Genomic DNA, 21,512 nt, shown 5'->3' with positions numbered 1-21,512 from the left:
GGACAGTACCAGCAGACGCCGACAGCTACCCGTGGGCGCGGACCGGGGGCAGGGGGCCGTCGTGGCGTTCGAGGGCGACGCGGGTGAGCTGTCCGGTGCAGCCCTGGGTCAGCCGCGAGGTGCCGATGTCGTGGGTGACGGCGTTGGGGTTGCCGTGGACGCAGGTGGCCACCTCGGGCGCCGAGGGGTCCCACCAGGCGCCGGTGGCGAGTTGGGCCACCCCGGGGCGTACCGCGTCGCTGATCCGCACTCCGGCCAGGCAGCTGCCGACGGCGCCGCGGATCCGCACCACGTCGCCGTCGCCCAGCCCCAGCGCCCCGGCGTCCCGCGGATGCAGCCGGACCGGCTCACGGCCCGCGACCTTCGACGACGCGCTCAGCTCGCCGTGGTCGAGCTGGCTGTGCAGCCGGGTGGCGGGGTTGTTGGCTATGAGCCAGAAGGGATATTCGGCGTCCTGCCCCGGGTCCGGGGGCAGCCAGGCCGGGTGGCCCGGGCAGTCGTCGTAGCCGTACGAGGCGATGGTCGCCGAGGCCAGCTCGATGCGGCCGCTCGGGGTGGCCAGCGGACGGGCGCCGGGGTCGGCGCGGAAACCGGCGTAGAGGGTGTGGTGTTCGCGCAGACCGCGCAGGGGGATCCGGCCCGCCCGCCAGAAGGTGTCGAAGTCCTCCTCGGGGGCGTACCGCGGGTCGAGCCCCGCGCGCCAGCTCTCGTAGAGGTGCTCCAGCCAGCCGCGTTGGTCGCGGCCCTGCGAGAAGTCGTGGCCGATGCCGAGCCCGTCGGCCAGGTCGGACAGGGCACGGAAGTCGTCGCGGGCCTCGCCGACCGGGTCGGCGACGCGGTGCATGGCGATGAGCGCCGCGTCCTGGCTCGCACCGCCGATGTCGTCGCGTTCCAGGGTGGTGGTGGCGGGCAGCACCACATCGGCGTGGCGGGCGGTGGCCGTCCAGTACGGCTCATGGACGACGACCGTGTCCGGGCGGCCGAAGGCGCGGCGCAGCCGGGCCAGGTCCTGGTGGTGGTGGAAGGGGTTGCCACCGGCCCAGTGGACGAGGCGGATGTCGGGGTAGGTGTACCGGCCGCCGTCGTAAGCGAAGGTCTCCCCCGGGCGCAGCAGCAGATCGGCGATCCTGGCGCAGGGGATGAAGTCGGGGACGGGGTTGATGCCCTGGTCGAGGGTGGGCAGCCGGTACGGGAGGGTGCCGGCGCCGATGCCGGCGGTGGCTCCGTAACCATGGCCGAAGCCGCCGCCGGGCAGCCCGATCTGGCCGAGCAGGCAGGCCAGGGCGATCCCCGCCCACAGGGGCTGCTCACCGCGGTGGGCGCGTTGCAGGGACCAGCTGAGGGAGATCATGGTCCGGTGCCGGGTCAGCTCACGGGCGAGTTCGGCGATCCGGGCGGCGGGGATGCCGCAGATCGCCTCGGCCCACCGCGGGGTCTTGGGAGCGGAGCCGTCCTGGCCGAGGACATGGCGGGCGAAGGTGTCGAAGCCCGTGCAGTGGGTGCGGCAGAAGTCCGCGTCGTAGCGCCCCTCCTCGATGAGGACATGGCTCAGCGCCAGCATCAGCGCGGTGTCGGTGCCGGGGACGGTGGCCAGCCACTCGGCGTCGAGTTCGGCCGCGAGGTCGTCGCGCACCGGGCTGACGAGGATGAACCGGGCACCGCGGGCGCGGGCCGCGGCCAGCCGCTCCGCGGTGCGATGACGGCTGAGGCCGCCCGCGTTGACCTGGAAGTTCTTGGCCGGCATACCGCCGAAGCAGAGAAAGAGGCCGGTGTGCTCGGCCAGCACCGGCAGGGTGGTGGGGGCGCTGATCGGTGAGTCGTCGCCGACGACATGGCGCAGCAGGGTGCGGGACGCGCCCAGGCTGTAGGTGTTGACCGAACGGGTGTAGCCGCCGAAGCAGTTGAGGAAGCGGTGGATCTGGCTCTGCGCGTGGTGGAAGCGGCCCGCGCTGCCCCAGCCGTAGGAACCGCCGAAGACGGCGCGGTTGCCGTGGTCGGCGCGGACCCGGCCGAACTCCCGGACCAGGAGGGAGATCGCCTCGTCCCAGGACACCCGTACGTAGGTGTCCGCACCACGCTCGGGGTCGGGCCCGGGGCCGTGCTCCAGCCAGCCGCGGCGGACATGCGGGGCGAGCACCCGGCCCCGGGGGCCGAGCGCGGCGGGGACGTTGCGCAGCAGGGGCGACGGGTCGGGGTCCCCGGGGTCGGGGATCACCTCGAGGCCGCCGCCGGGGAGGGGCGCGGCGGTGAAGGTGCCCCAGTGCGAGCTGTGGGGGCGGGGGGTGGGAGCGGACGGCGCGTCCGGGTCCGGGTTCGGCGGGGCGTCCGGGTCCGGGTTCGGCGGCGCGTCCTGGGCCATCGCGTGGCCTGGCGGGTCCGGGGTCATCCGGTGGCCTTCCTCCCGTCGTTCTCCTGAGCCTCCCCCTCGACCGAACCGAGGCTCAGCATCAGGCGGTTGGCCCAGCCGAAGAACGCGGCACAGTGTACGAGGTCGACCAGCGCGAGCTCGGTGAGGCCCAGCGCGCGCAGCGCCTCCGCATCGGCTTCGGCGGCGGTGGCCGGGACCGGGGCGAGCCCCGCGGCGAGCCGGGCGATCAGCTTCCAGCGGCGGCCGAGGACGGCCGTGGAGCCGTGTGCCAGGAAGCGGTGCACCGGTGCGGGGTCGCCGTGCAGCCGGGCGGTGAGCCGGGCGTGCACCGAGGCGCAGTAGACACACCCGTTGTACAGCGATACGGCGGTGGCGGCCAACTCCCGTTCGGCACGCGGCAGTCCGCCCTCGGCGGTGAAGGCGGCCAGGTCGATGGCGGTCCGTACGGCGAGGATGCCGAGGTCATGGCCGAGGGTGCGGAAGTACGCCGTGTCGACGCGCCGTTTGCCGGCGAGCGCGGTGCGGTGTTCCTCGCTCAGCTCCTCGGGGGCGAGCGGACGGATGGCGGGGTGCCAGGTGAGGACGTCGGTGGTGTACCGCGGCCCCCCGGACACGGTGGTCGAGGGCGCGCCGGGGTCGGTGCCGGTACCGGAGTCACCGGTGGCCAGCAGCGCCAGCCCGGCGGCCAGGTGCATCTGGTGGTTGGCGAAGGCGATGGTCTGGGAGAGCGTCACGATCTGCGGATCGGTGAATCCGGCGGCGCGCAGCGCGTCGGGTCCGCCCTCGGCCGGGGTGTGGGTGAGCAGCCGGGCGTGGGCGACGGCGGCGGCGATACGGCGTGCCGCCGCCGTCGCCGCCGTATCGCCGTTCAGTGGAGCGCGGGCGGTGATCCGGTCCGCGGTGGTGGCGTCCCCCGCGGCGGCCTCGAGCAGCGTGCGGTAGTGGCGGACGGCCGGGGCGCGGCGGTGCTCGACGGCCACGGCGAGGGCGGCCGCGGCGCGTTCGGCGGCGCTGACGCCGGTGTCGGCGGCCGCCCCGGGGCCGGGTGGGAACAGCACGTCATACGCGCGCTGCTCCAGTTCGGCCAGCTCCGGGCGCAGGGCGCGCAGCCGGGCCAGCTCCGGGGTGGCGCCCGCGAAGTGGTCCAGTACGTCGATGACGTCGATGGGGTGCTCGGTGTTCTGCACGGCTTGGTGCACCTCGGGGCCTTTCATGCCGGTCATGCCGGACGGCGCGGGGACGGGGTGGCCTCGATCAGCGCACGGGTGTAGTCGCTGCCCGGGCGCTCCATGATCTGCTCCCGGTCCCCGGTCTCGACGATCCGGCCGTGGCGCAGTACGGCGATCCGCGAGCACATGTGCCGTACGACGGTCAGGTCGTGGGAGATGAAGAGCATCGCCAGACCCCGGTCCCGGCGCAGCTTGGTGAGGAGGTTGAGCACCTGCGCCTGGACGGAGACGTCGAGCGCGGACACCGGCTCGTCGGCCACCAGCAGCCGGGGCTCGGGCGCGAGGGCGCGGGCGATGCCGACGCGCTGGCGCATCCCGCCGGAGAGCCGGTCCGGGTAGACACCGGCCAACTCCGGGTCCAGGCCGACCTCGGCGAGCAGGGCGGCGACCCGTTCACGGCGGGCCGCGCCGCGGGGCAGCGCGGCGCCGATGGTGTCGCCGACGCGGCGGTCGGGGTTGAGTGAACCGTACGGGTCCTGGAACACCATCTGGATCCCGGCGGCCAGCTCCCCCCGGCGGCGCCGGGTGGCGCGGGTGATGTCCTCGCCGTCGAAGTGCACGCTTCCGGAGCCCGCGCGCTGGAGGCCGAGCAGGACGCGGGAGATGGTGCTCTTGCCGGAGCCGGATTCGCCGACGAGGCCGAAGGATTCGCCGGGTGCGATGGCGAAGTCGACGTCGTCGACGGCCTTGAGCGGGGGGCGGGCGAGGGTGCCGGGGTAGGTGACGGTGAGCGCTCGGACCTCGAGCAGGGGGTCTTCCCCACCCCGCCCCTTCCCGAACCGGGGATCCGCCCCGGCCCCCGCCGGGGGCTGCGACCCCGCCCCCCTGCCGGGGCTCCGCCCCGGACCCCGGTCCTCAATCGCCGGACGGGCTGGATTGTCCGCCGCCACGCCGGGGAGTGCCTCCTCGCCCGAGACCGGGACGGGCAGCCCGTCCGCCTCCTGCGAGGCGGGCGCGCCGTCCGTTGTCCGCGCGGGCGCCTCGCCGGAAACCGACGCCGACCGCGAGTCGGCGCCCTGGTCCACCGCGGTGGGAGCGGCGAGGGGCCCGCCCCCGCCCGAGCCCGAGTCGGGCACCGCCGCCGCGGGTGGCCCGGCGGACGGGCCGTCCGTCGCCCCCGCGGCCGGCGCCGACGCGGGGTCCGGCCCGTTGGGCGAGTTCGGCCCCGGCTCCGGGACCGGCCCCCGGCCGCCCTGAACGGCCGGGCGGGGCCCCTCGGACGAGGCCAAGGCGCCCTGGGGCGACGTGCCCTCAGGCACGGCCAAAGCGCCCTCAACCACCGCGCCCTCGGACGCAGCCAAAGCGCCCCGAGCCACCGTGCCCTCGGACGCGGCCAAGGCACCCTCAGCCACCGCGTCCTCAGCCGCCGGCCCCCCAGACGCGGCCAAGGCGCCCTGGGGCGCCATCGTGGCGCTCGGCGCGCCGGAGGGGATGCGCAGGGTGGGGTCCGCCAGGGACTCCTCGTCCACCGGGCCCACCAGGGCGGCGACGGTTTCGGGGACCGTGGCCAGGCGGGTGCCGGGGGTGTCGTCCATGCGGGGGACGGATGCCACCAGGGCGCGGGTGTAGGGGTGTTGGGCGGCGGTCAGGATGTGATCGGTCGGGCCCTGTTCGACGACCCGGCCCCGGTACATGACCACCACGCGCGAGCACATCTGCCCGATCACCCCGAAGTCATGGGTGACCAGCACCACCGCCATGCCCATCTCGCGCCGCAGCTCCGCGAGCAGTTCCAGGACCTGGGCCTGGACGGTGGCGTCCAGCGCCGTGGTGGGCTCGTCGGCGATCACCAGCTCCGGTTCGTTGACCAGGGCGGCGGCGATCATCACACGCTGGCGCATCCCGCCGGAGAACTGGTGCGGATACTCCTTGGCGCGCCGCTCCGGCCGGTCGATGCCGACGCGTTCCAGCAGCTCCACGGCGCGGGTGCGGGCCTCGGACCGCTTCACATCGTGGTGCAGCCGGTACGCCTCGGCTATCTGGGCGCCGACCGTGCGATACGGGTTGAGCGCGTCGAGGGCGTCCTGGAAGACCATCGAGACGCGGCGGCCGCGCAGTCCGCGCAGGGTGCGTTCCCCGGCGCCGACCAGCTCCTGGCCGCCGAGCCGGATGGACCCGGTGATCCGTGCCCGCGGCCCGTGGAGGCCGAGGACCGCCAGTCCGGTGGCGCTCTTGCCCGAGCCCGACTCCCCCACCAGGCCGACCGTCTCGCCCGGCCGGACCTGCCAGGACACCTCGCGTACGGCCTCGACGCCGGCGTCGGGGAAGGCGACGCTCAGGCCGGACACCTCCAGCAGCGGGTTCGCCCGTTCCTGTTCGGTCACCGGTTCCGTCCTCTCTGACCGCTCAGACCTGGATCAGGTCGCGTCGGGTGTGGGTCAGCAGCTCATGGCCGGCTTCGGTGATCACCAGGCTGTCGGAGTGCTGCAGACCGCCGAAGCTGGGGATGCGCAGGTTCGGCTCGAAGGTGAGCGTCATCCCGGGCTCCAGCACCAGGTCGTCGTGCGGGCCCAGGCTCGGCTGCTCATGCGGGCCGAGGCCCAGACCGTGGCCGATGCGGCCGGGGAGGTAGTCGCCGTAGCCGTGCCTCAGATAGCTCTCCCGGGCCGCCTCGTAGACCTCGGCGCAGGTCAGTCCCGGCCGGAGAACGGGCCGGACCTCCTCGCGGATGGCCAGCAGCGCCTCGAAGGCGCGCTGCCGCTCGGCGGGGAGCGGGCCGACGGCGACGCTGCGCTCGTTCTCGGCGTGCATGCCGTCGATGGCGGTCCAGATGACGGTCCACTGGATCTCGCCGTCGACCGGGCGGCGAGAGGTGGGCGGTGCCGAGTTCATCGGCACCCGGTCGCCGACCAGGGAGTAGGCCCACAGGGCATTGAAGACGCCGCCCTCGAGGTTGCCGAAGTCCATGGCGAGCCGGTCGGGGTGGAGGCTGGACCACACCTCCTGCATGGTGCGCATGACGGCCGAGGAGACCTCGACCTCACTGCGCCGCGCGGCGACCGCCTCCAGCGCCGCGTCCATGCCCGCGTCCGCGATCTCGCAGGCGACACGGAGCGATTCGAGCTCGGCGGCGTCCTTGACATAGCGGGCGCGCATCAGGGCCTGGCCGGTGTCGGTGAAGACCGCCTCGGGCAGGGTGCGTTCCAGTGTGCGCTGGTAGTTGGCGGGCAGGAACTCGCCCTCGATGCCGATCCTGGCGTCGCCCAGCCCACGTTCGGCCATCACCTCGGCGAGCACCTGCCACCAGTGGTCGGGGCCGATCTCCTTGGCCCAGCGCCCGTAGGGGCGGATGTCGGAGATCCGGGAGACCGTGCGGGAGCTGTGGGCGCGCAGCGCGTGCAGGATGAACACCGGCTCGCCCTCGGCGGGCAGCACCACCAGCACCGGATGGGAGTAGATCATCGGCGTGTAGCCGGAGAGGTAGAAGGTGTTCTGCGGCTTGACGACGACCATGGCGTCCACGCCGTCGGCGCGCAGGTTGTGCTGAACGCGGACCCAGCGGGCGCGGACGGTCTCGGTGTCGGGGATCATGCGGTGGTGCTCCTCGCGGTCACGGTCTTCTTCACGGTGCTGCGGGCCGCGCGGCGTCCCCCGCCGCGCTCGGCGAGCCGCTCCCCCAGCAGATTGGCGCCGATCACCAGCGCCACCAGGCCGAGGCCCGGAGTCACGGCGATCCACCAGGCGCCGAGCAGCTGTCCCTGCCCCTCGGCCACCATCAGTCCCCAGTCGGGGGCGGGCGCCTGGGCGCCGAGGCCCAGATAGGTGAGTCCGGCCTCCATCAGCACGGCGCGGGACAGATCGAGGGTGGCGGTGACGGCGACGAGTCCGCGCACCCCGGGCAGCAGGTCGTACACCAGCACCCGCCAGGTGGCGATGGACTGGGTCAGCGACGCCTCGACATACGCCATGGTGCGCAGGGCGAGCACCCGTGAGCGGACGAGGCGGAAGTAGGCGGGCCAGCCGGTCAGTGCGATCACCAGCACCAGGACGGCGGTGGACTGGCCGCCGAAGGTCAGCACCAGCAGCGCCAGCAGGACGGACGGCAGGGCCAGTTGCACATCGGCGAGCCGGGAGAGCACCTGGTCGAGCCAGCCGCGGGCGAACCCGGACAGCAGCCCGAGCAGCGTCCCCACGAGGCCGCCGCAGACCACGGCGAGCACCCCCACCAGCAGCGGGGTGCGGGCGCCGTACAGCAGCCGGCTGAGCAGATCGCGGCCGAGCTGGTCGGTGCCGAGCGGATGGCCGTGGACCCCGGGCGCGGCGTCGGTGTGGGCGAGGTCCTGGGCGAGCGGATCATGCGGCGCGAGCACGGGCGCGAGCAGCGCCATCAGCACCACGAGGGCGAGCAGCACGGCGCCGGTGGTGCCGGCCGCGCCCGGCCGGAAGCGCCGGCCTCGCTGGTCCAGGTGGCTCATCGGCTCTCTCCTGCCTGGTGCCGGACGCGCGGGTCGAGCACGCCGTAGAGCAGGTCCACGACCAGGTTGACCACGACGAAGGCGATGATCAGGAAGGTCAGGTCGGCGAGGACCAGCGGATAGTCCTGGTTCTGCAGGGCGGTGATGACGAGCTGGCCGACGCCGGGCCAGGAGAACACCGACTCGACGATCACGGTGCCGCCGAGCAGCGCACCCGCCTCCAGCCCGAGGACGGTGACGGTGGGCAGCATCGATCCGTACGCGGCGTGCCGCACCACCCGGGCGCGGCTCATGCCGAGCGCCGTCCCGGTGCGGGAGTACGGGCGGGCCAGCTCACCGCGGAGGTTGTTGCGGAACACCCGGGCCAGCGGCGGCAGCACCCCGCAGGCGAGGGTGACCGCGGGCAGCACGATGGAGGTGGCGGTGGTGGCGCCGGAGGTGGGCAGCCAGGCCAGCTCCACCCCGAAGACCCACACCAGCAGGACACCGATGTAGAAGCCGGGCACCGACTGGGCGAGGAACACCAGCCACATGGGCCATTCGCGGCGCGCCCCGCCGCCCTCGCGCGACCCGGTCCACAGCCCGACCACGAGCGCCGCGGCGGCGGCACCGGTGAGGGCCACGGCGGCCAGCAGCACGGTGGCGCCGAGCCGTTGCAGCACCACGTCCATGGCGGGCTGCTGGAAGGTGAGCGAGTCGGGGAAGTGGCCGCGCAGGGCGTCGCCGAAGAACGACGCGTACTGCTCGGCCAGCGGACGGTCGTAGCCGAGGGCGTGGCTGAGCTGGGCGACCTTCTCGGGCGGCGAGCCGATCGGGGCCATCAGCACGGCGGGGTTGCCGGAGGAGTGCAGCACGCAGAAGACGGTCGAGAGGGCGCCCCAGACGGCCAGCGCGGTCAGCGCGAGGCGGCGGATCAGGAAACGGATCATCGCGTGGCCCCTGTCCAGGACATCTCGGCGGGGCGGACCCAGTCGTCGGGCCTGGCCCGCCAGTTCAGGCCCTCGGCGGTGGCGTAGAGGCCGGGTTGGGGGAAGAGGAAGAGCACCGGGGCCTGGTCGCGGGCGCGCCGCGCCGCACGGCCGTACAGCGTGTCGCGCTCGGTGCGGTCGTCGGTGCCGCGTGCCCGGGTGACGGCGTCGGTGAACTCCTCGTCGCGCCAGTAGGCGTAGGGGCTGTCGGAGACGAAGAGCCCGTAGAGCCCGCCGGCGGCGAGGGTGGGCCACGCCTGGGTGATGTACTGCATGTCGGGCATCGCCTTCTGCTGCAGGTACTTCTGCATGTAGACGGCGAACGGCACGCTGTTGATCTTCACGCTCACACCGGTCTCGCGGAGCTGCTGGGCCACGGCCTGCACGACCAGCTCGCCCGCCACGTACTGACCGCTGGGCACGGTCAGCTCCAGCCTCAGCGGGCGGCCCGTGCCGTAACCGGCCTCGCGCAGCAGCGCCCTGGCCCGGTCCGGGTCGTGGGGGTAGCCGGTGAGGTCCTCGGTGTAGCCGGAGTAGGACGGGGTCATCAGCTGGCCGGGGCTGGGATCGACGGTGTTCTTCAGCAGGCTGGAGGTGATGGCCCGCTTGTCGACCGCGTAGTTGACCGCGCGCCGCACCCGTACGTCGCGCATCGGGCCCTTGAGGGTGTTGAGCTTGATGAACGCCATCCGGGTGGTGTCCAGCCGCTGGATCCTCAGGCCCCGGTCGGCGCGCAGCCGGTTCAGGTCCTGCGGGTCGAGCCCGGCGACGGCGTCGAGTTCCCCGGAGAGCAGCCCGGAGACGCGGGCGGCCTCGGAGGGGGTGATCCGGAAGGTGGCCCGGCGGATGGCGGGCGCGGGGCCCCAGTAGTCGTCGCGGGCGCGCAGCTGGATGGTGCCGCCGGGGCTGTAACCGGTGATCGTGTACGGGCCGGATCCCATCGCCCCGGTGGCGGGCTTGTGGCGCGCCGCCCAGCGGGGCTCCAGCAGATACAGGAAGGACAGCGCGCCGAGCAGATCGGCGTCGGGGCGGGAGGTGATGAGGTCGACGGTGTGCCGGTCCACCTTCTCCGCACGGGTGAGGGCGGGGAAGTTGGGGGTCATGCGCAGCGCGTTGTCCGCGTTGAGCAGCCGCCGGACGTTCCAGACCACGACATCGGCGTCCAGCGGGGTGCCGTCGGCGAACGCCGCACGGGGATGGAGCCGGAACCGCCAGCGGGTGGGCTCCACGCGCCGCCAGGAGGTGGCGGCGTCCGGGCCGATGGTCAGATCCGGCTTGCGGGTGACCAGCGAGGAGTGGACCGAGGACAGCACGGACAGATCGGTGCCGACCGAGGTGGTGTTCATCGGGTCGAGGGTGGTGACGGCCGCGGACAGCCCGATCACCACATGCGAGGCGTCCGCCCGGTCCCGAGGGGTGTCGCCGGGCAGGCAGCCGGCCAGTGCCGGGGTGAGGGCGAGCCCGGCGCCGAGGCCGAGCAGACCGCGCCGGGTCAGCGGTGGTGTGCCGTTCATCCGGCCGCTCCGGCTGCCGGGGAGTCGCCGAACACCGTCCGGTCGGAGGCGCAGGGGTTGCCGAGAGTCACATAGAAGGCGCCCTCGGGGAGCACGGCGATGGAAGCGTAGGTCGTCTCGGAGCCGGCCCCCTCGACCTGGTGGCGGCAGAGCGAGTCCTGCGGATAGCCGGTGTGGTCGGCGAGCAGTTCGGCGAGCGCGCCCGGGGTGAGCCCGTGGGAGGTGCCCAGGGCGCGGCCCGCGGTGGCGGCGCGGTGGTACGAGGAGGCGTTCTCGTCCGGGCCGGGCGCGAGCGGTGCGGTGGCCGGGCACTCGTAGTGGTTGGTGAGCACATGGTGGTCGGCCCGGTCGCGGACGGTCACCTCGGAGGCGGTGGCCTCCACGGCGAGCCGGTCGGCCGGGTCGGCGAGCGCGATGTTCAGCCCGCTCAGCCGGGGCTGCCCGCGCAGCAGGTCGGCGAACTCCGCCGCGGTGCGGGCGCGGCGCAGCAGATCGTGCGAGTTGATGAGGATCCATCCGGTGCCGGAGGCCCGCCAGTCCACTCCGGTGCGCTCGCTCCAGACGCCGGAGGTGGACATCGCCACCCCGGAGTCGTTGATGCCGCTGCCCGGCCACAGGACGCTGCCCGCGACGGTGACCTCGGTCATCCGCCGCCCGTCGGGGTAGCGGCGGCGCAGCACGACATGCCGGGCGAAGTGGCCGGCCATGTCCCGGGTCTTGGCGAGCAGGGTGTGCCCGGCGGCGGCGCGGTCCCCGGTGGCCAGGAGCTGGCTGCACTCCTGCGGGACCCAGCGCAGCACCATATGGGCGGGCAGGTTGAGGGCGAGGATGTCGTCCAGGGGCGCGTCCGCGCCCTCGGCGATACCGCACAGCTCGGCCCACTGCCCGGGGTCGTGGCGGCGCACGAAACCGGCGTTGGCGGCGAGGCACTGGCGGTAGCGGCTCACCGACTCCTCGTCGGTGCACAGTTCGCCGATGTCGCGGCGTACCGCGGCGATATTGGCGGCGATCGCCGCACGGGCGGCGCGGCCGTGCTGTCGGCCCTGTTCGGCGGGGTCGCCGCGGAGGTCGAGATAGGCGGGGTCGGCCGGCTCCCCGGCCGGCCCGGGGGCCAGGCCCCACTCCCGCCAGCGGCTGGGGTGGGCGGCGCGGACGGGTTCTGCGACGGTCACGGCTGACTCTCCTCGGTCAGGGGACGGCGGGGGGCCGGGACGGCGGCGGCGGGGCGGCGGTCCGGTGGGCCGACGGCGCGCAGGAGTTCGGCGGCGACGCGGTCGGTCTCGTGGAAGAAGTCCGCGTCCGTACCAGGCCGGGCCCCGATGGCGGTGGTCCAGCGGACGCCTTCCAGGGGGACGCCCACGGCGAAGAGCGCCTGGTGCGCCGTGCCGTCGGGGCGGCGGAGCCGGCCGTCGGCGGGGCGGACGTCGAGCGCGCCGGTGGGCAGCGGTGGGGCGTCCGTGTCGCCCGAGGCCAGCCGGTGGGGGCGGGCCATGCCGTCGGCGAGGAGGCGGCGGACGACGCCGGGGCCTTCGGTGGTGACGTCCGTTCCCGGCAGCCAGGCGTCGATCACCGCGTCGGGCCGTACCGACAGCCCCGCCACGACCGCGGAGTCCCCCCGGGTCCCCGGGCGGACCGGCCCCAGCAGGCGCACCACGCCCGCGTCCAGCAGCGCCCGCAGTTGACGGACCCGCAGCGCGGGCGGGCCGCCGGAGACGAAGCCCGCGAAGCCGTTGAGCCAGCCGAGGACGTCCCGCCGGTACGACTCGCCACTGAGGTTGCCCGCCGTGATGAGCGTGCGCAGCGCGGGGCGCGCCTGGCGCACGGCGACGGCGAGCGCGGCGGGCGGGGGCACCCGGGGGTCGGTGGCCGCGGCCACATCGGCGTCGAGGTACCCGGCCCACCAGGCGTGCAACTCCGCGGAGTGGGCGAAGCTCCGCCCGCGCAGCGGTTCGGCGATCGCGTCCAGGTCCAGCCGGAGGGCGGCGGGGGCGGCGGCGCGCAGCGCGCGGTCGCGGTCGGGGCCGGGCGGCTCGGCGAGGGCGCGGCGCAGCGCGCCGGGGTCGGGCAGTTGGTCGGCGTGGAGCTTCAGCACCCGGTCGTACCAGGCGAGTTCGAGGTCGGCGAGCAGCAAGGGCAGCACATCGGCGCGGAAGTCGAGCCGGTCGCGGGCGGCGAGCGCGGCGATCCGCTCGGGGGTGAGGAAGGCGACGGGCGCCGCGACCCCGGGGGCGTCCACCCGGGCGTGGAACGGGACACCGCGCCGGCTGGTGATCCAGACGCGCGGCTCCCGGCCGCTGGGGGAGTAGCCGTGCTCACCGAAGCGGCCGCCCCGGCCGAGGGTGAGCAGGGCGAGCACGTCGAAGGCGTTGAGCCCGCCGCCCCGCAGCAGCACCCGGGCGCGCGGGGCGATGGCGTCGAGGGGGTAGTCGGTGGGGTGGCCGCCGGGGAGGTGGAGCGGCTCGCGTCGCGGCGGGGTGGCGGGCGCGTCGAGATGGCCGGTGGCGAGGACGACGGCCCGGGCCGCCAGCCGGCCCCCGTCGTCCAGGACGACCTCGTATCCGGCCGGTGTGCCGGAGGAGCCCTCCGGGGCCGTCAGGGGCGTCACCCGGACCACGGCCGCCGTGCGGACCGCTATCCGGATACGGTCCCCCGCGGCCGCCCGTATCCGGTCCAACGCGTCGGTGAGATAGGCCCCGTAGACCCGGCGCGGGGCGTAGTCGCGGTCATCGGCGCGGGCGGCGAATTCCGCGGCGGTGGAATCGGGATGGCCCTTCCCGGCGATACCCCGCAGCCATTCCGAGAACGTGGGGCCGGTGTCCACGGGTGCGTCCACACGCACCGATCCATCGGGGAAGACGGTGTTGTCGGCCACCATCGTGTTCATCAGGAGCTGCGGTGGCTGATCACGCCGCCACACCCGCCCGGCGCCCGGCGGATACGGGTCGACCAGCACCGTACGGAGCGGACGGTCGCCCGGGGCCGCCCTCGCCACCAGCCGTTCCAGCACCGACACCCCGCGCGGACCGGCACCCACGACGACCGCGTCGACCGGTCGGCGGTCGGGCCCCGGTGCGGGCACAGCGGAATCGTTCATAAAGATGTCACATTTCTCGGACGGCACGGGAAAGCGGCGGAACGAAATCTTGCGGGCAGCGTCCTCGCACGTCAAAAGTCTCTTTGGGGAATCCCAAATGGTGGCTTTGAGTCCGCGCGGAAAAGCGAGCGGGGCGGGGGGCGGATCTGTTGCATCAGATTTCCCGGACGACGGGGAATAGGGTGTTGCTCCTGCCGGTCGGCCCGGCCGCGATCCGGCCCGGTGCCCATCTGGTGCATCAGGCCGGGGGCTGTGGTATCCGTCACAGTCACCCTCCCGGAGCCCCGGAGCCCCGCGCGACCTACGGACGTACAAGAGAAGAAGCAGACGACACGACCATGACCGCATCCGAACCACCCGAGCCACCCGCCTATCTGCGCCTGGCCCGGGACCTCCGCCGCCGGATCGAGGACGGCCGGCTCCCGGCGGGCGCCCAGCTTCCCTCCCGTGCCCAACTGGCCCGGACCTACGGCGTCGGCCCGAACGTGGCGAACTCCGCGGTGCGGGTGCTGATGGCCGAGGGGCTGGTGCACGGCCGGGCGGGCAGCGGGGTGTACGTGACCGAGCCCCGGGCGCTGCGCCGGATGCTGCGCTCATGGCACGACGGACGGCTCAGCGGCACTCCGTATGTGCTGGATCTGCCGGGCCACGGCGGCGGCCGGCGGGAGGGGAGTTCCACCACGCTGACCGCGCCGCCGGGGATCGCCGAACGGCTGGGGCTGGCGTCCGGGGCGCAGGTGGTGCGGAGCGCGTATGTGTTCTGGAGCGGCGACGGGAGCGGTGCGGGCGCCGCGCGTGAGGGGACCGCTGGCGAGCGGGCCATGATCTCGACGAGCTGGGAGCCGCTGGAGCTGACGGGCGGCACACCGGTCGCGCTGCCGGAGGCGGGCCCGCTGGCGGGGCGCGGGGTGGTGGCGCGGATGGCGCACATCGGACTGCCGGTGGACCGGGCGGTGGAGGCCGTCGTGGCGCGCACGGCGTCGGCGGAGGAGGCGTCGCTGCTGGAGATCGCGGCAGGTTCGGTGGTCGAGGCGCTGGAGCGCACGTACTACAGCGGAGATCGGGCCGTGGAGACGGCGGACATCGTCGTCCCGGCCGGCCGGTATCAGCTGGTGTACGAGTTCCCGGTCGACTCCTGACCGGCGGCTCCCGGCCGTGATCCGCCGGCCGCACCGTGGGCCGCCCCCTCTCACCGTGGGCATACTTGAAGACGCGACCATTGGTTCACTCTCCGCCAAGGGCGCCACGAGGAGCCGGCACCTCGCCCACGGCGGACGACCCGGGGCAAGGGTGAGATGACAGCATGACGCGACCGGACACCCCGCGGGACGAGCGGTCCGTCCGGTCGGGCGATCTCCTCGGCGAGGGGGCCACCGCCAAGGCCACGGTCGACGAGCACGGCATCGTCACCCAGTGGAACGAGGCGGCCCGCGGGCTGCTCGGCTACCGCCCCGCCGAGATCGTGGGCAGACCGGCGGCCGAGCTGCTCCACGACTCCTCTCGCGCCCGCGCCGAGGTGCCGGCCGCGCTGCGCTCCCCCTCCCCGCCCGCCCGGCTGAACGGGCGGGTCACCCTGCTGCGCCGCGATGGCTCCACCGTGGAGCTGGGGCTGCTGGCGCACCGCCGCACCTCGTCCGCCGGGGCCCCCGAGTGGCTGATCGTCTCCGCCGTGCCGCGCGCCGGGGACGCCGCCGCCGACGAGGAGCTGATGCGGCGCTCCTTCCTCGAGGGTCCCTGCACGATGGCGGTCTGCGACACCGGACTGCGGCTGCGCTGGGCCAACCACGACCTGGAGCGGGTGATGGGCCTGGCCCAGGAGGAGATGCGGGGGCTGCGGATTCCGGAGATCCTGCCCGGCCCCGAATCCGAGTCGGCCGAGCGGACGATGCGGCGGGCGCTGGAGACGGGCCAGGGGCAGCGGCTGGAGCTGGCCACGCCCATGCCCGGCCGCCCCCGCCCCCTCGCCTGGTCCGCCGTCGTCGCCCCGCTGCTGGACGAGGAGGGCCGGGCGGCGGCCGTGATGCTGTCCGCCCACGACACGACGGCCCAGCTGACCGCCCGGCAGCGGCTGACGCTGCTCAACGAGGCCAGCGTGCGGATCGGCAGCACCCTGGACATCGACCGGACCGCGCAGGAGCTGGCCGATGTGGCCGTCCCCGCGCTCGCCGACTTCGTGACGGTCGATCTGCTGCCCGCGGTGCACGACGGCGGCGAGCCGCGCCCCGGCCCGCCGGGCGGCCATGTGCTGCTGCGCCGGGTCGCCTGCCGGTCGGTCCTCGCGGGCTGCCCGGAGGCCGTGCTGGAGCCGGGGCAGGTGGCCGCCTACCCCGAGTTCTCCCCACCTGCCGAGTCTCTGAAGGCCGAGCGGGCGATGCTGAACCGGGTCACCGACCCCGCCGTCGCCCGGTGGGCCGACGAGGCCCCGGACCGGGCCGCCATGATCCGCCGGTTCGGGCTCCATTCGACGATGGCCGTTCCGATGCGGGCCCGTGGCACCACCCTCGGGGTGGCCACCTTCTCCCGGCACCGCCGCCCCGAGCCGTTCGAGCAGGACGATCTGCTGCTCGCCGAGGAGATGACGGCCAGGGCCGCCGTCTGCGTCGACAACGCCCGGCGGTACACCCACGAGCGGCACACCGCGCTGGCCCTGCAGCGCAGTCTGCTACCGCGCACCCTGCCCCCGAGCGCCGCGGTGGAGGTCGCCTCCAGCTATCGGCCGGCCTACTCCCGGTCCGGGGTGGGCGGCGACTGGTTCGACGTCATCCGGCTGTCGGGCGCGCGGGTCGCCCTGGTCGTCGGCGATGTGGTGGGCCATGGCGTCCGGGCGTCGGCGGCCATGGGTCGGCTGCGTACGGCGGTGCGCACCCTCGCCGACGTCGATCTCGCCCCCGATGAGCTGCTCACCCACCTGGACGACCTGATCAACCATCAGTCGGACGAGACGGAGAGCGGCCCCGGCGGCCCGGGCGCGGCGGAGGCGCCTGAGGCAACTGAGGCGACGGGCGCACCGGACTCGGCGGAGGCCGTGGACTCGGCGGAGGCGGTCGAGGTGACCGACGCGGAGGTCGGCGCCACCTGTCTGTACGCGGTCTACGACCCGGTCTCCCGCCGCTGCTCGCTGGCCCGGGCCGGGCATCCGCCGCCCGTGCTGGTGACGCCCGACGGCACCGCCACCCTCCTCGACCTGCCCAGCGGACCGCCGCTGGGGCTGGGGAGCCTGCCGTTCGAGACGGTCGAGCTCGACCTGCCCGAGGGCAGTCTGCTGGCCCTCTACACCGACGGTCTGATCGAGTCCCGCGAAGGGGACGTCGACAAGGCGATCGACACCCTGCGCTTCGCCCTCGCCCAGCCCGCCGCCTCGCTGGACGCCCTCTGCCAGGCGGTGTCGGCCAGGCTGCTGCCGGGCCACCCCACCGACGACATCGCCCTGCTCGTTGCCCGCACCCGGGGGCTGGGCGCGGACCGCGTGGCCACCTGGGAGCTGCCGGACGACCCGGCCGTGGTGGCCCGGGCCCGCCGGGAGGCCGCCGGGCGGCTGGCCGCGTGGGGGGTCGAGGAGGCCGCCTTCACCATGGAGGTGGTGGTCGGCGAGCTGGTCACCAACGCCATCCGGCACGCCACCCCGCCCATCCGGCTGCGGCTGATCCATGACCGGGCCCTGATCTGCGAGGTCTCCGACGGCAGCGCCACCGCACCGCATCTGCGCCGCGCCCGTGCCTTCGACGAGAGCGGCCGCGGACTGCTGCTGGTCGCCCAGCTCACCGAGAGCTGGGGCACCCGGCAGACCGCCACGGGCAAGACCATCTGGGCCGAACTGGCCGTGCCCGCCCTGGAGGGGCCCACGGCCTGAAGGGCCGCGCATCGTCGCGGTCGCCCCTCCACGGCTTCACGACCGCGGCCCCCGCCGCACCTCTTCACTACAATCGCGGAGCAACGAAGCCCCGCTCAGCAGAGGCTGAAGGCTGCCATCCATGCGTACCCAGCACCCACGCGACGCCAGTCCCCTGGCCGCGCTGAGCCCCGCCGAATCGGCCCGTCTCATGGCGGTGATCCGCGAGGCGGCGCTGAGCCGGGGACGGCTTCCGCTGCCCGCGCGACCGGTGATCGGCGCCTCCTGGGACCGGATGCTGCGCCTGGGCCTCGACCCCGATCACGGCCGCGCGCAGCGGCCGCTGGGCCTGGACGAACTGGAGCGGCGGAGGCGGCAGACCCGGCTGGCCGAGGTGCTGCCCACCCTGCGGGACGGCCTGCTGGAGGCGGCGGAGGCGGCCGCGCACATCATGATCATCGCCGATGCGGAGGGCCGGATCCTCTGGATCGACGGCCATCGGGGCGTCCGCAGGCAGGCCGACGGCATCGCGCTCGTGGAGGGTTCGCACTGGGCCGAGGACGTCGCCGGGACCAGCGGAATCGGCACCGCGCTCGCCGTGCAGTCCCCCGTACGGGTGCATTCGGCGGAGCACTTCGTGAGCGCCTTCCACCCCTGGAGCTGCGCCGCCGCCCCCGTCCACGACCCGCGCGACGGACGGCTGCTGGGCGTCATCGACGTCAGCGGCCCCGCCGCAACCGCCCATCCGACGGTGCTCTCCCTGGTCACCGCGACCGCCCGGTGGGCCGAGGGCGAACTGCGCCTCGCCCACAGCCGGGAGCTGGAGGGTCTGCGCGCGGTCGCCGCGCCGCTGCTGGCGCGGATCCGCGGCAAGGCCGTGGTGGTCGACCAGCACGGCTGGATCGCCGGGGTCACCGGGGTGACCCCGCGCGAGCGCCGGCTGTTGCTGCCGAAGGCGCCGTACGACGGTCCGGTGTGGCTGCCCGCGCTCGGCTCGTGCGCGGTGGAGCCGCTGCCCGGCGGCCATCTGCTGCGGGTGCTGGACGGCGAGACCTCCGAGGGGGGCGGCCCGGCCGGCTGGGGCGATCTGCTGCTGGACGTCCGCCATCCGCACCGCTGGACCCTGACGTTCTCGGGCCCCTCGGGCACCTGGACCCATGAGCTCAGCGCCCGCCACGCCGAGGTGCTGCTGGTGCTCGCCGCGCACCCCGAGGGGCGCACGGCGGCCCAGCTGGCCCAGGACCTGTTCGGGGACCCGACGCGGACGGTGACCGTACGGGCCGCGATGTCCCGGCTGCGCGGCCGCGTAGGGGCGGTGCTGGCGCACCGCCCCTACCGCATCGCCGACAGCGTCCGCATCGCCGTGGCCACCCCGGACCACCCCGCCGAACTGCTCCCCCACAGCTCGGCCCCGGCCGTCGCGCGGCTACGAACGGAGCCCTGAGGGCTGCCCCGCGACCTCCTCCGGGCGCAGGACCTCGGCCAGGCGGTCGGCGGGCAGCAGGCCCTTCTCCAGGACGAGTTCGGCCACGCCGCGGCCCGTGGCGAGGGCCTCCTTGGCGATGCTGGTGGCCGCGCTGTAGCCGATGTACGGGTTGAGCGCGGTGACCAGGCCGATGGAGTTCTCCACGGAGGTGCGCAGCCGCTCGGTGTTGGCGGTGATGCCCGCGACGCACCGCTCGGCCAGCACCAGGCAGGCGGCACGCAGATGGGTGACGCTCTCGGAGAGGGAGTGCAGGATGATCGGCTCGAAGGCGTTCAGCTGGAGCTGTCCGGCCTCGGCGGCCATCGTGATGGCCACGTCGTTGCCGATCACCTCGAAGGCGACCTGGTTGACCACCTCGGGGATCACCGGGTTGACCTTGCCGGGCATGATGCTGGAACCGGCCTGCACCGGGGGCAGGTTGATCTCGTTGAGCCCGGCCCGCGGGCCGGAGGAGAGCAGCCGCAGGTCGTTGCAGCTCTTGGAGAGCTTGACCGCGATGCGCTTGAGGACGCCCGACAGATGGACGAAGGCGCCGCAGTCCTGTGTGGCCTCCACCAGGTTGGCGGCGGTGACCAGCGGCAGCCCGGTGATGGCCTCGAGGTGGCGGCGGGCGGCCTCGGCGTAGCCCTTGGGCGCGTTGAGGCCGGTGCCGATGGCGGTCGCGCCGAGGTTGATCTCGTGCACCAGCGTGGCGGCCTCCAGCAGCCGGCTCTGGTCCTCCTCCAGCATCACGGCGTACGCCGAGAACTCCTGGCCCAGCGTCATGGGCACCGCGTCCTGGAGCTGGGTGCGCCCCATCTTCAGGACGTCGCGGAACTCCTCGGCCTTGGCGGCGAACGCCCGGCGCAGCGTCTCCATGGCCGCGTGGAGCTCACGGACGGCGATGATCGTGGAGACGTTGACGGCGGTCGGGTAGACGTCGTTGGTGGACTGGCTGAGGTTGACGTCCTCGTTGGGGTGGAGGTGGGCGTAGTCGCCCTTCTCGTGGCCGAGGAGCTCCAGCGCCCGGTTGGCGATCACCTCGTTGGCGTTCATGTTGGTCGAGGTCCCGGCGCCGCCCTGGATCACATCGACGGTGAACTGGTCGTGCAGGGCGCCCCGGCGTATCTCCTGGCAGGCGGCCGCGATGGCGTCGGCCTTCTTCGAGGTGAGCAGCCCGAGGTCCTCGTTGGCGCGGGCGGCGGCCTCCTTGACGGCGGCCAGGGCGCTGATCAGGTGCGGATAGGCGGAGATGGAGGTGCCGGTGATGGGGAAGTTCTCGCCGGCGCGCAGGGTGTGGATGCCCCAGTAGGCGTCGGCGGGGACGTCGCGGTCGCCCAGCAGGTCGTGTTCGCGGCGATAGCCGGTTGCGCTCATGGTGTGCGGTCTTCCTCGGTTCCTCGTGAGGGTGGGCGGGGTCAGAGCCGGTGTCCTATCCCCGGCCGGGCGTGCGGCGTCTGGCACGCACGCTCGCCGCGTTGCCGAAACGCCCAAGTGGCTCCGCCACGAGGGCGCTCCGGCGCCTTGCGATCGCACGCACCAGACGCCGCACGCTGATCCGACCGGGGATAGGACACAGGCTCTCAGGCGGTGGGCGGGGCCAGGACGTCGGTGGGGTGCACACCGCCGACGGCGGCCCCGCCGCCGTACACCGGCGTGGTGGCGAACTCGGCGAGCACACCGGGGTCGATCCCGCAGTGGGCGAGGGCCGCGGCGGTCACCGGCATCCGGGCGCGGTCCGCACCGTCGGCGATCTTCACGGCGACGGCCCGCCCGTCGGGCAGCGCCGCGATCTGCACGCCTTCGAAGCCGTCCTTGGCTATCAGGCCGGGTACGGCACGCATCAGCCGGGCCACGTCCCGGTCGGTGCCGGACGCCATGTCCGGGTGGGCGCGCAGGGCGGCCGCCACCCGCCCCTCGGGGGTGTCCATGGCGCCGGAGGCGATCCGGGCGGCGGCCGTCGCGAGCCCGCGCAGGGAGACGGAGAACAGCGGCGCGCCGCAGCCGTCGACCGAGACCCGGGCGACGCCCTGCCCGGTGAGGTCCTCCACGGTCTCGGCGATCAGCCGCTGCAGCGGATGGGCCGGGTCGAGGTAGTCCTCCAGCGGCCAGCCGCGCAGCCGGGCGGTGAGCAGCATCGCGGCGTGCTTGCCGGAGCAGTTCTGGGCGAGCCGGGTGGGCTCGCCGCCGTCGCGCAGCCAGGCGTCGCGCTCGGCGGCACCGTACGGCAGGTCCGGGGTGTTGCGGAGGTCGGCCTCGGTGAGCCCGGCCTGGTCGAGGATGCGGCGGGCGCCGTCCAGGTGGCGCGGCTGGCCGGAGTGGCTGGCGGCGGTGAGCGACAGCAGCTCCCCGTCCAGCGGCAGTCCGGCCCGCAGCAGGCCGGCGGCCTGGACGGGCTTGAGCGCGGAGCGCGGGTAGAAGGCCACGTCGATGTCGCCGGCCTGGAACGCGACCCGGCCGTCGGCGGCCAGGACGACGACCGAGCCGTGGTGGACGCCCTCGATGGCCCCGCCGCGCACCACATGGGCGAGCGGCACATGGCGGGGTGCACGGATGGCGGGGGGCTCGGCCGGGGTGCGGCGGGTCGCGTCGTCGGTCCGTCCGAGGGGGGTGTTCATGGTGGTGCTCTC

The 21,512-nt window shown here is 74.4% G+C and carries 14 protein-coding genes; 3 read left to right on the top strand and 11 right to left on the bottom strand.

Features of this window, described 5'->3' with window-relative positions:
• Positions 1-25: 25 nt before the first annotated feature.
• From ACZ6TD_RS41190 to ACZ6TD_RS41150, 9 genes are read right to left on the bottom strand one after another with little or no spacing between them, the layout of a single operon-like run.
• On the bottom strand, positions 26-2,386 hold the full coding sequence (locus ACZ6TD_RS41190) for a molybdopterin-dependent oxidoreductase (RefSeq protein WP_471346396.1): 2,361 nt from the start codon (positions 2,384-2,386) through the stop codon (positions 26-28).
• On the bottom strand, positions 2,383-3,591 hold the full coding sequence (locus tag ACZ6TD_RS41185; protein ID WP_471346395.1) for a peroxidase-related enzyme: 1,209 nt from the start codon (positions 3,589-3,591) through the stop codon (positions 2,383-2,385). Before ACZ6TD_RS41185 ends, ACZ6TD_RS41190 begins: the two co-directional genes overlap by 4 nt.
• On the bottom strand, positions 3,588-5,921 hold the full coding sequence (locus ACZ6TD_RS41180; protein WP_471346393.1) for a dipeptide ABC transporter ATP-binding protein: 2,334 nt from the start codon (positions 5,919-5,921) through the stop codon (positions 3,588-3,590). The genes ACZ6TD_RS41185 and ACZ6TD_RS41180 overlap by 4 nt, the downstream gene beginning before the upstream one ends.
• Positions 5,922-5,943: 22 nt before the next feature.
• Entirely contained in the window at positions 5,944-7,128 is a 1,185-nt protein-coding gene (locus ACZ6TD_RS41175; protein ID WP_471346392.1) for a M24 family metallopeptidase, read from the bottom strand.
• Positions 7,125-8,012 (bottom strand): ABC transporter permease, encoded by an 888-nt coding sequence (locus tag ACZ6TD_RS41170; RefSeq protein WP_471346390.1) that lies wholly within the window; start codon positions 8,010-8,012, stop codon positions 7,125-7,127. Before ACZ6TD_RS41170 ends, ACZ6TD_RS41175 begins: the two co-directional genes overlap by 4 nt.
• Positions 8,009-8,941: an ABC transporter permease gene (locus ACZ6TD_RS41165; RefSeq protein ID WP_471346388.1), complete on the bottom strand. Its 933-nt coding sequence runs from the start codon at positions 8,939-8,941 to the stop codon at positions 8,009-8,011. Before ACZ6TD_RS41165 ends, ACZ6TD_RS41170 begins: the two co-directional genes overlap by 4 nt.
• Positions 8,938-10,494, bottom strand: coding sequence for an ABC transporter substrate-binding protein (locus ACZ6TD_RS41160; RefSeq protein WP_471346386.1), 1,557 nt, complete (start codon positions 10,492-10,494; stop codon positions 8,938-8,940). The genes ACZ6TD_RS41165 and ACZ6TD_RS41160 overlap by 4 nt, the downstream gene beginning before the upstream one ends.
• On the bottom strand, positions 10,491-11,666 hold the full coding sequence (locus tag ACZ6TD_RS41155; protein WP_471346384.1) for a C45 family autoproteolytic acyltransferase/hydolase: 1,176 nt from the start codon (positions 11,664-11,666) through the stop codon (positions 10,491-10,493). The genes ACZ6TD_RS41160 and ACZ6TD_RS41155 overlap by 4 nt, the downstream gene beginning before the upstream one ends.
• A complete protein-coding gene (locus tag ACZ6TD_RS41150; RefSeq protein WP_471346383.1) occupies positions 11,663-13,588 on the bottom strand; it encodes an FAD/NAD(P)-binding protein in 1,926 nt (641 codons plus the stop codon). Before ACZ6TD_RS41150 ends, ACZ6TD_RS41155 begins: the two co-directional genes overlap by 4 nt.
• Positions 13,589-13,926: 338 nt before the next feature.
• On the opposite strand from ACZ6TD_RS41150, the gene ACZ6TD_RS41145 reads away from it, so the two are divergent.
• The 3 genes from ACZ6TD_RS41145 to ACZ6TD_RS41135 all read left to right on the top strand — a co-directional run bounded on the left by ACZ6TD_RS41145 (position 13,927) and on the right by ACZ6TD_RS41135 (position 18,861).
• Positions 13,927-14,727: a GntR family transcriptional regulator gene (locus ACZ6TD_RS41145; protein ID WP_471346381.1), complete on the top strand. Its 801-nt coding sequence runs from the start codon at positions 13,927-13,929 to the stop codon at positions 14,725-14,727.
• Positions 14,728-14,891: 164 nt separating this feature from the next.
• Complete coding sequence (locus tag ACZ6TD_RS41140; RefSeq protein ID WP_471346379.1) at positions 14,892-17,438, top strand: SpoIIE family protein phosphatase; 2,547 nt, start codon at positions 14,892-14,894, stop codon at positions 17,436-17,438.
• Positions 17,439-17,559: 121 nt separating this feature from the next.
• On the top strand, positions 17,560-18,861 hold the full coding sequence (locus ACZ6TD_RS41135) for a GAF domain-containing protein (protein ID WP_471346377.1): 1,302 nt from the start codon (positions 17,560-17,562) through the stop codon (positions 18,859-18,861).
• On the opposite strand, the gene aspA is transcribed toward ACZ6TD_RS41135, so the two are convergent.
• Both aspA and ACZ6TD_RS41125 read right to left on the bottom strand, forming a co-directional pair.
• Positions 18,844-20,259 (bottom strand): aspartate ammonia-lyase, encoded by a 1,416-nt coding sequence (aspA, locus tag ACZ6TD_RS41130; protein WP_471346375.1) that lies wholly within the window; start codon positions 20,257-20,259, stop codon positions 18,844-18,846. The two genes, ACZ6TD_RS41135 and aspA, sit on opposite strands and share 18 nt — an antisense overlap.
• Positions 20,260-20,465: 206 nt before the next feature.
• Positions 20,466-21,500: an asparaginase gene (locus ACZ6TD_RS41125; RefSeq protein ID WP_471358502.1), complete on the bottom strand. Its 1,035-nt coding sequence runs from the start codon at positions 21,498-21,500 to the stop codon at positions 20,466-20,468.
• Positions 21,501-21,512: the final 12 nt, after the last annotated feature.

This window comes from Streptomyces yongxingensis, from assembly GCF_055597465.1.
The sequence above is the reverse complement of the archived record's forward strand: the minus strand, read 5'-3'. Positions and strand labels throughout refer to the sequence as shown.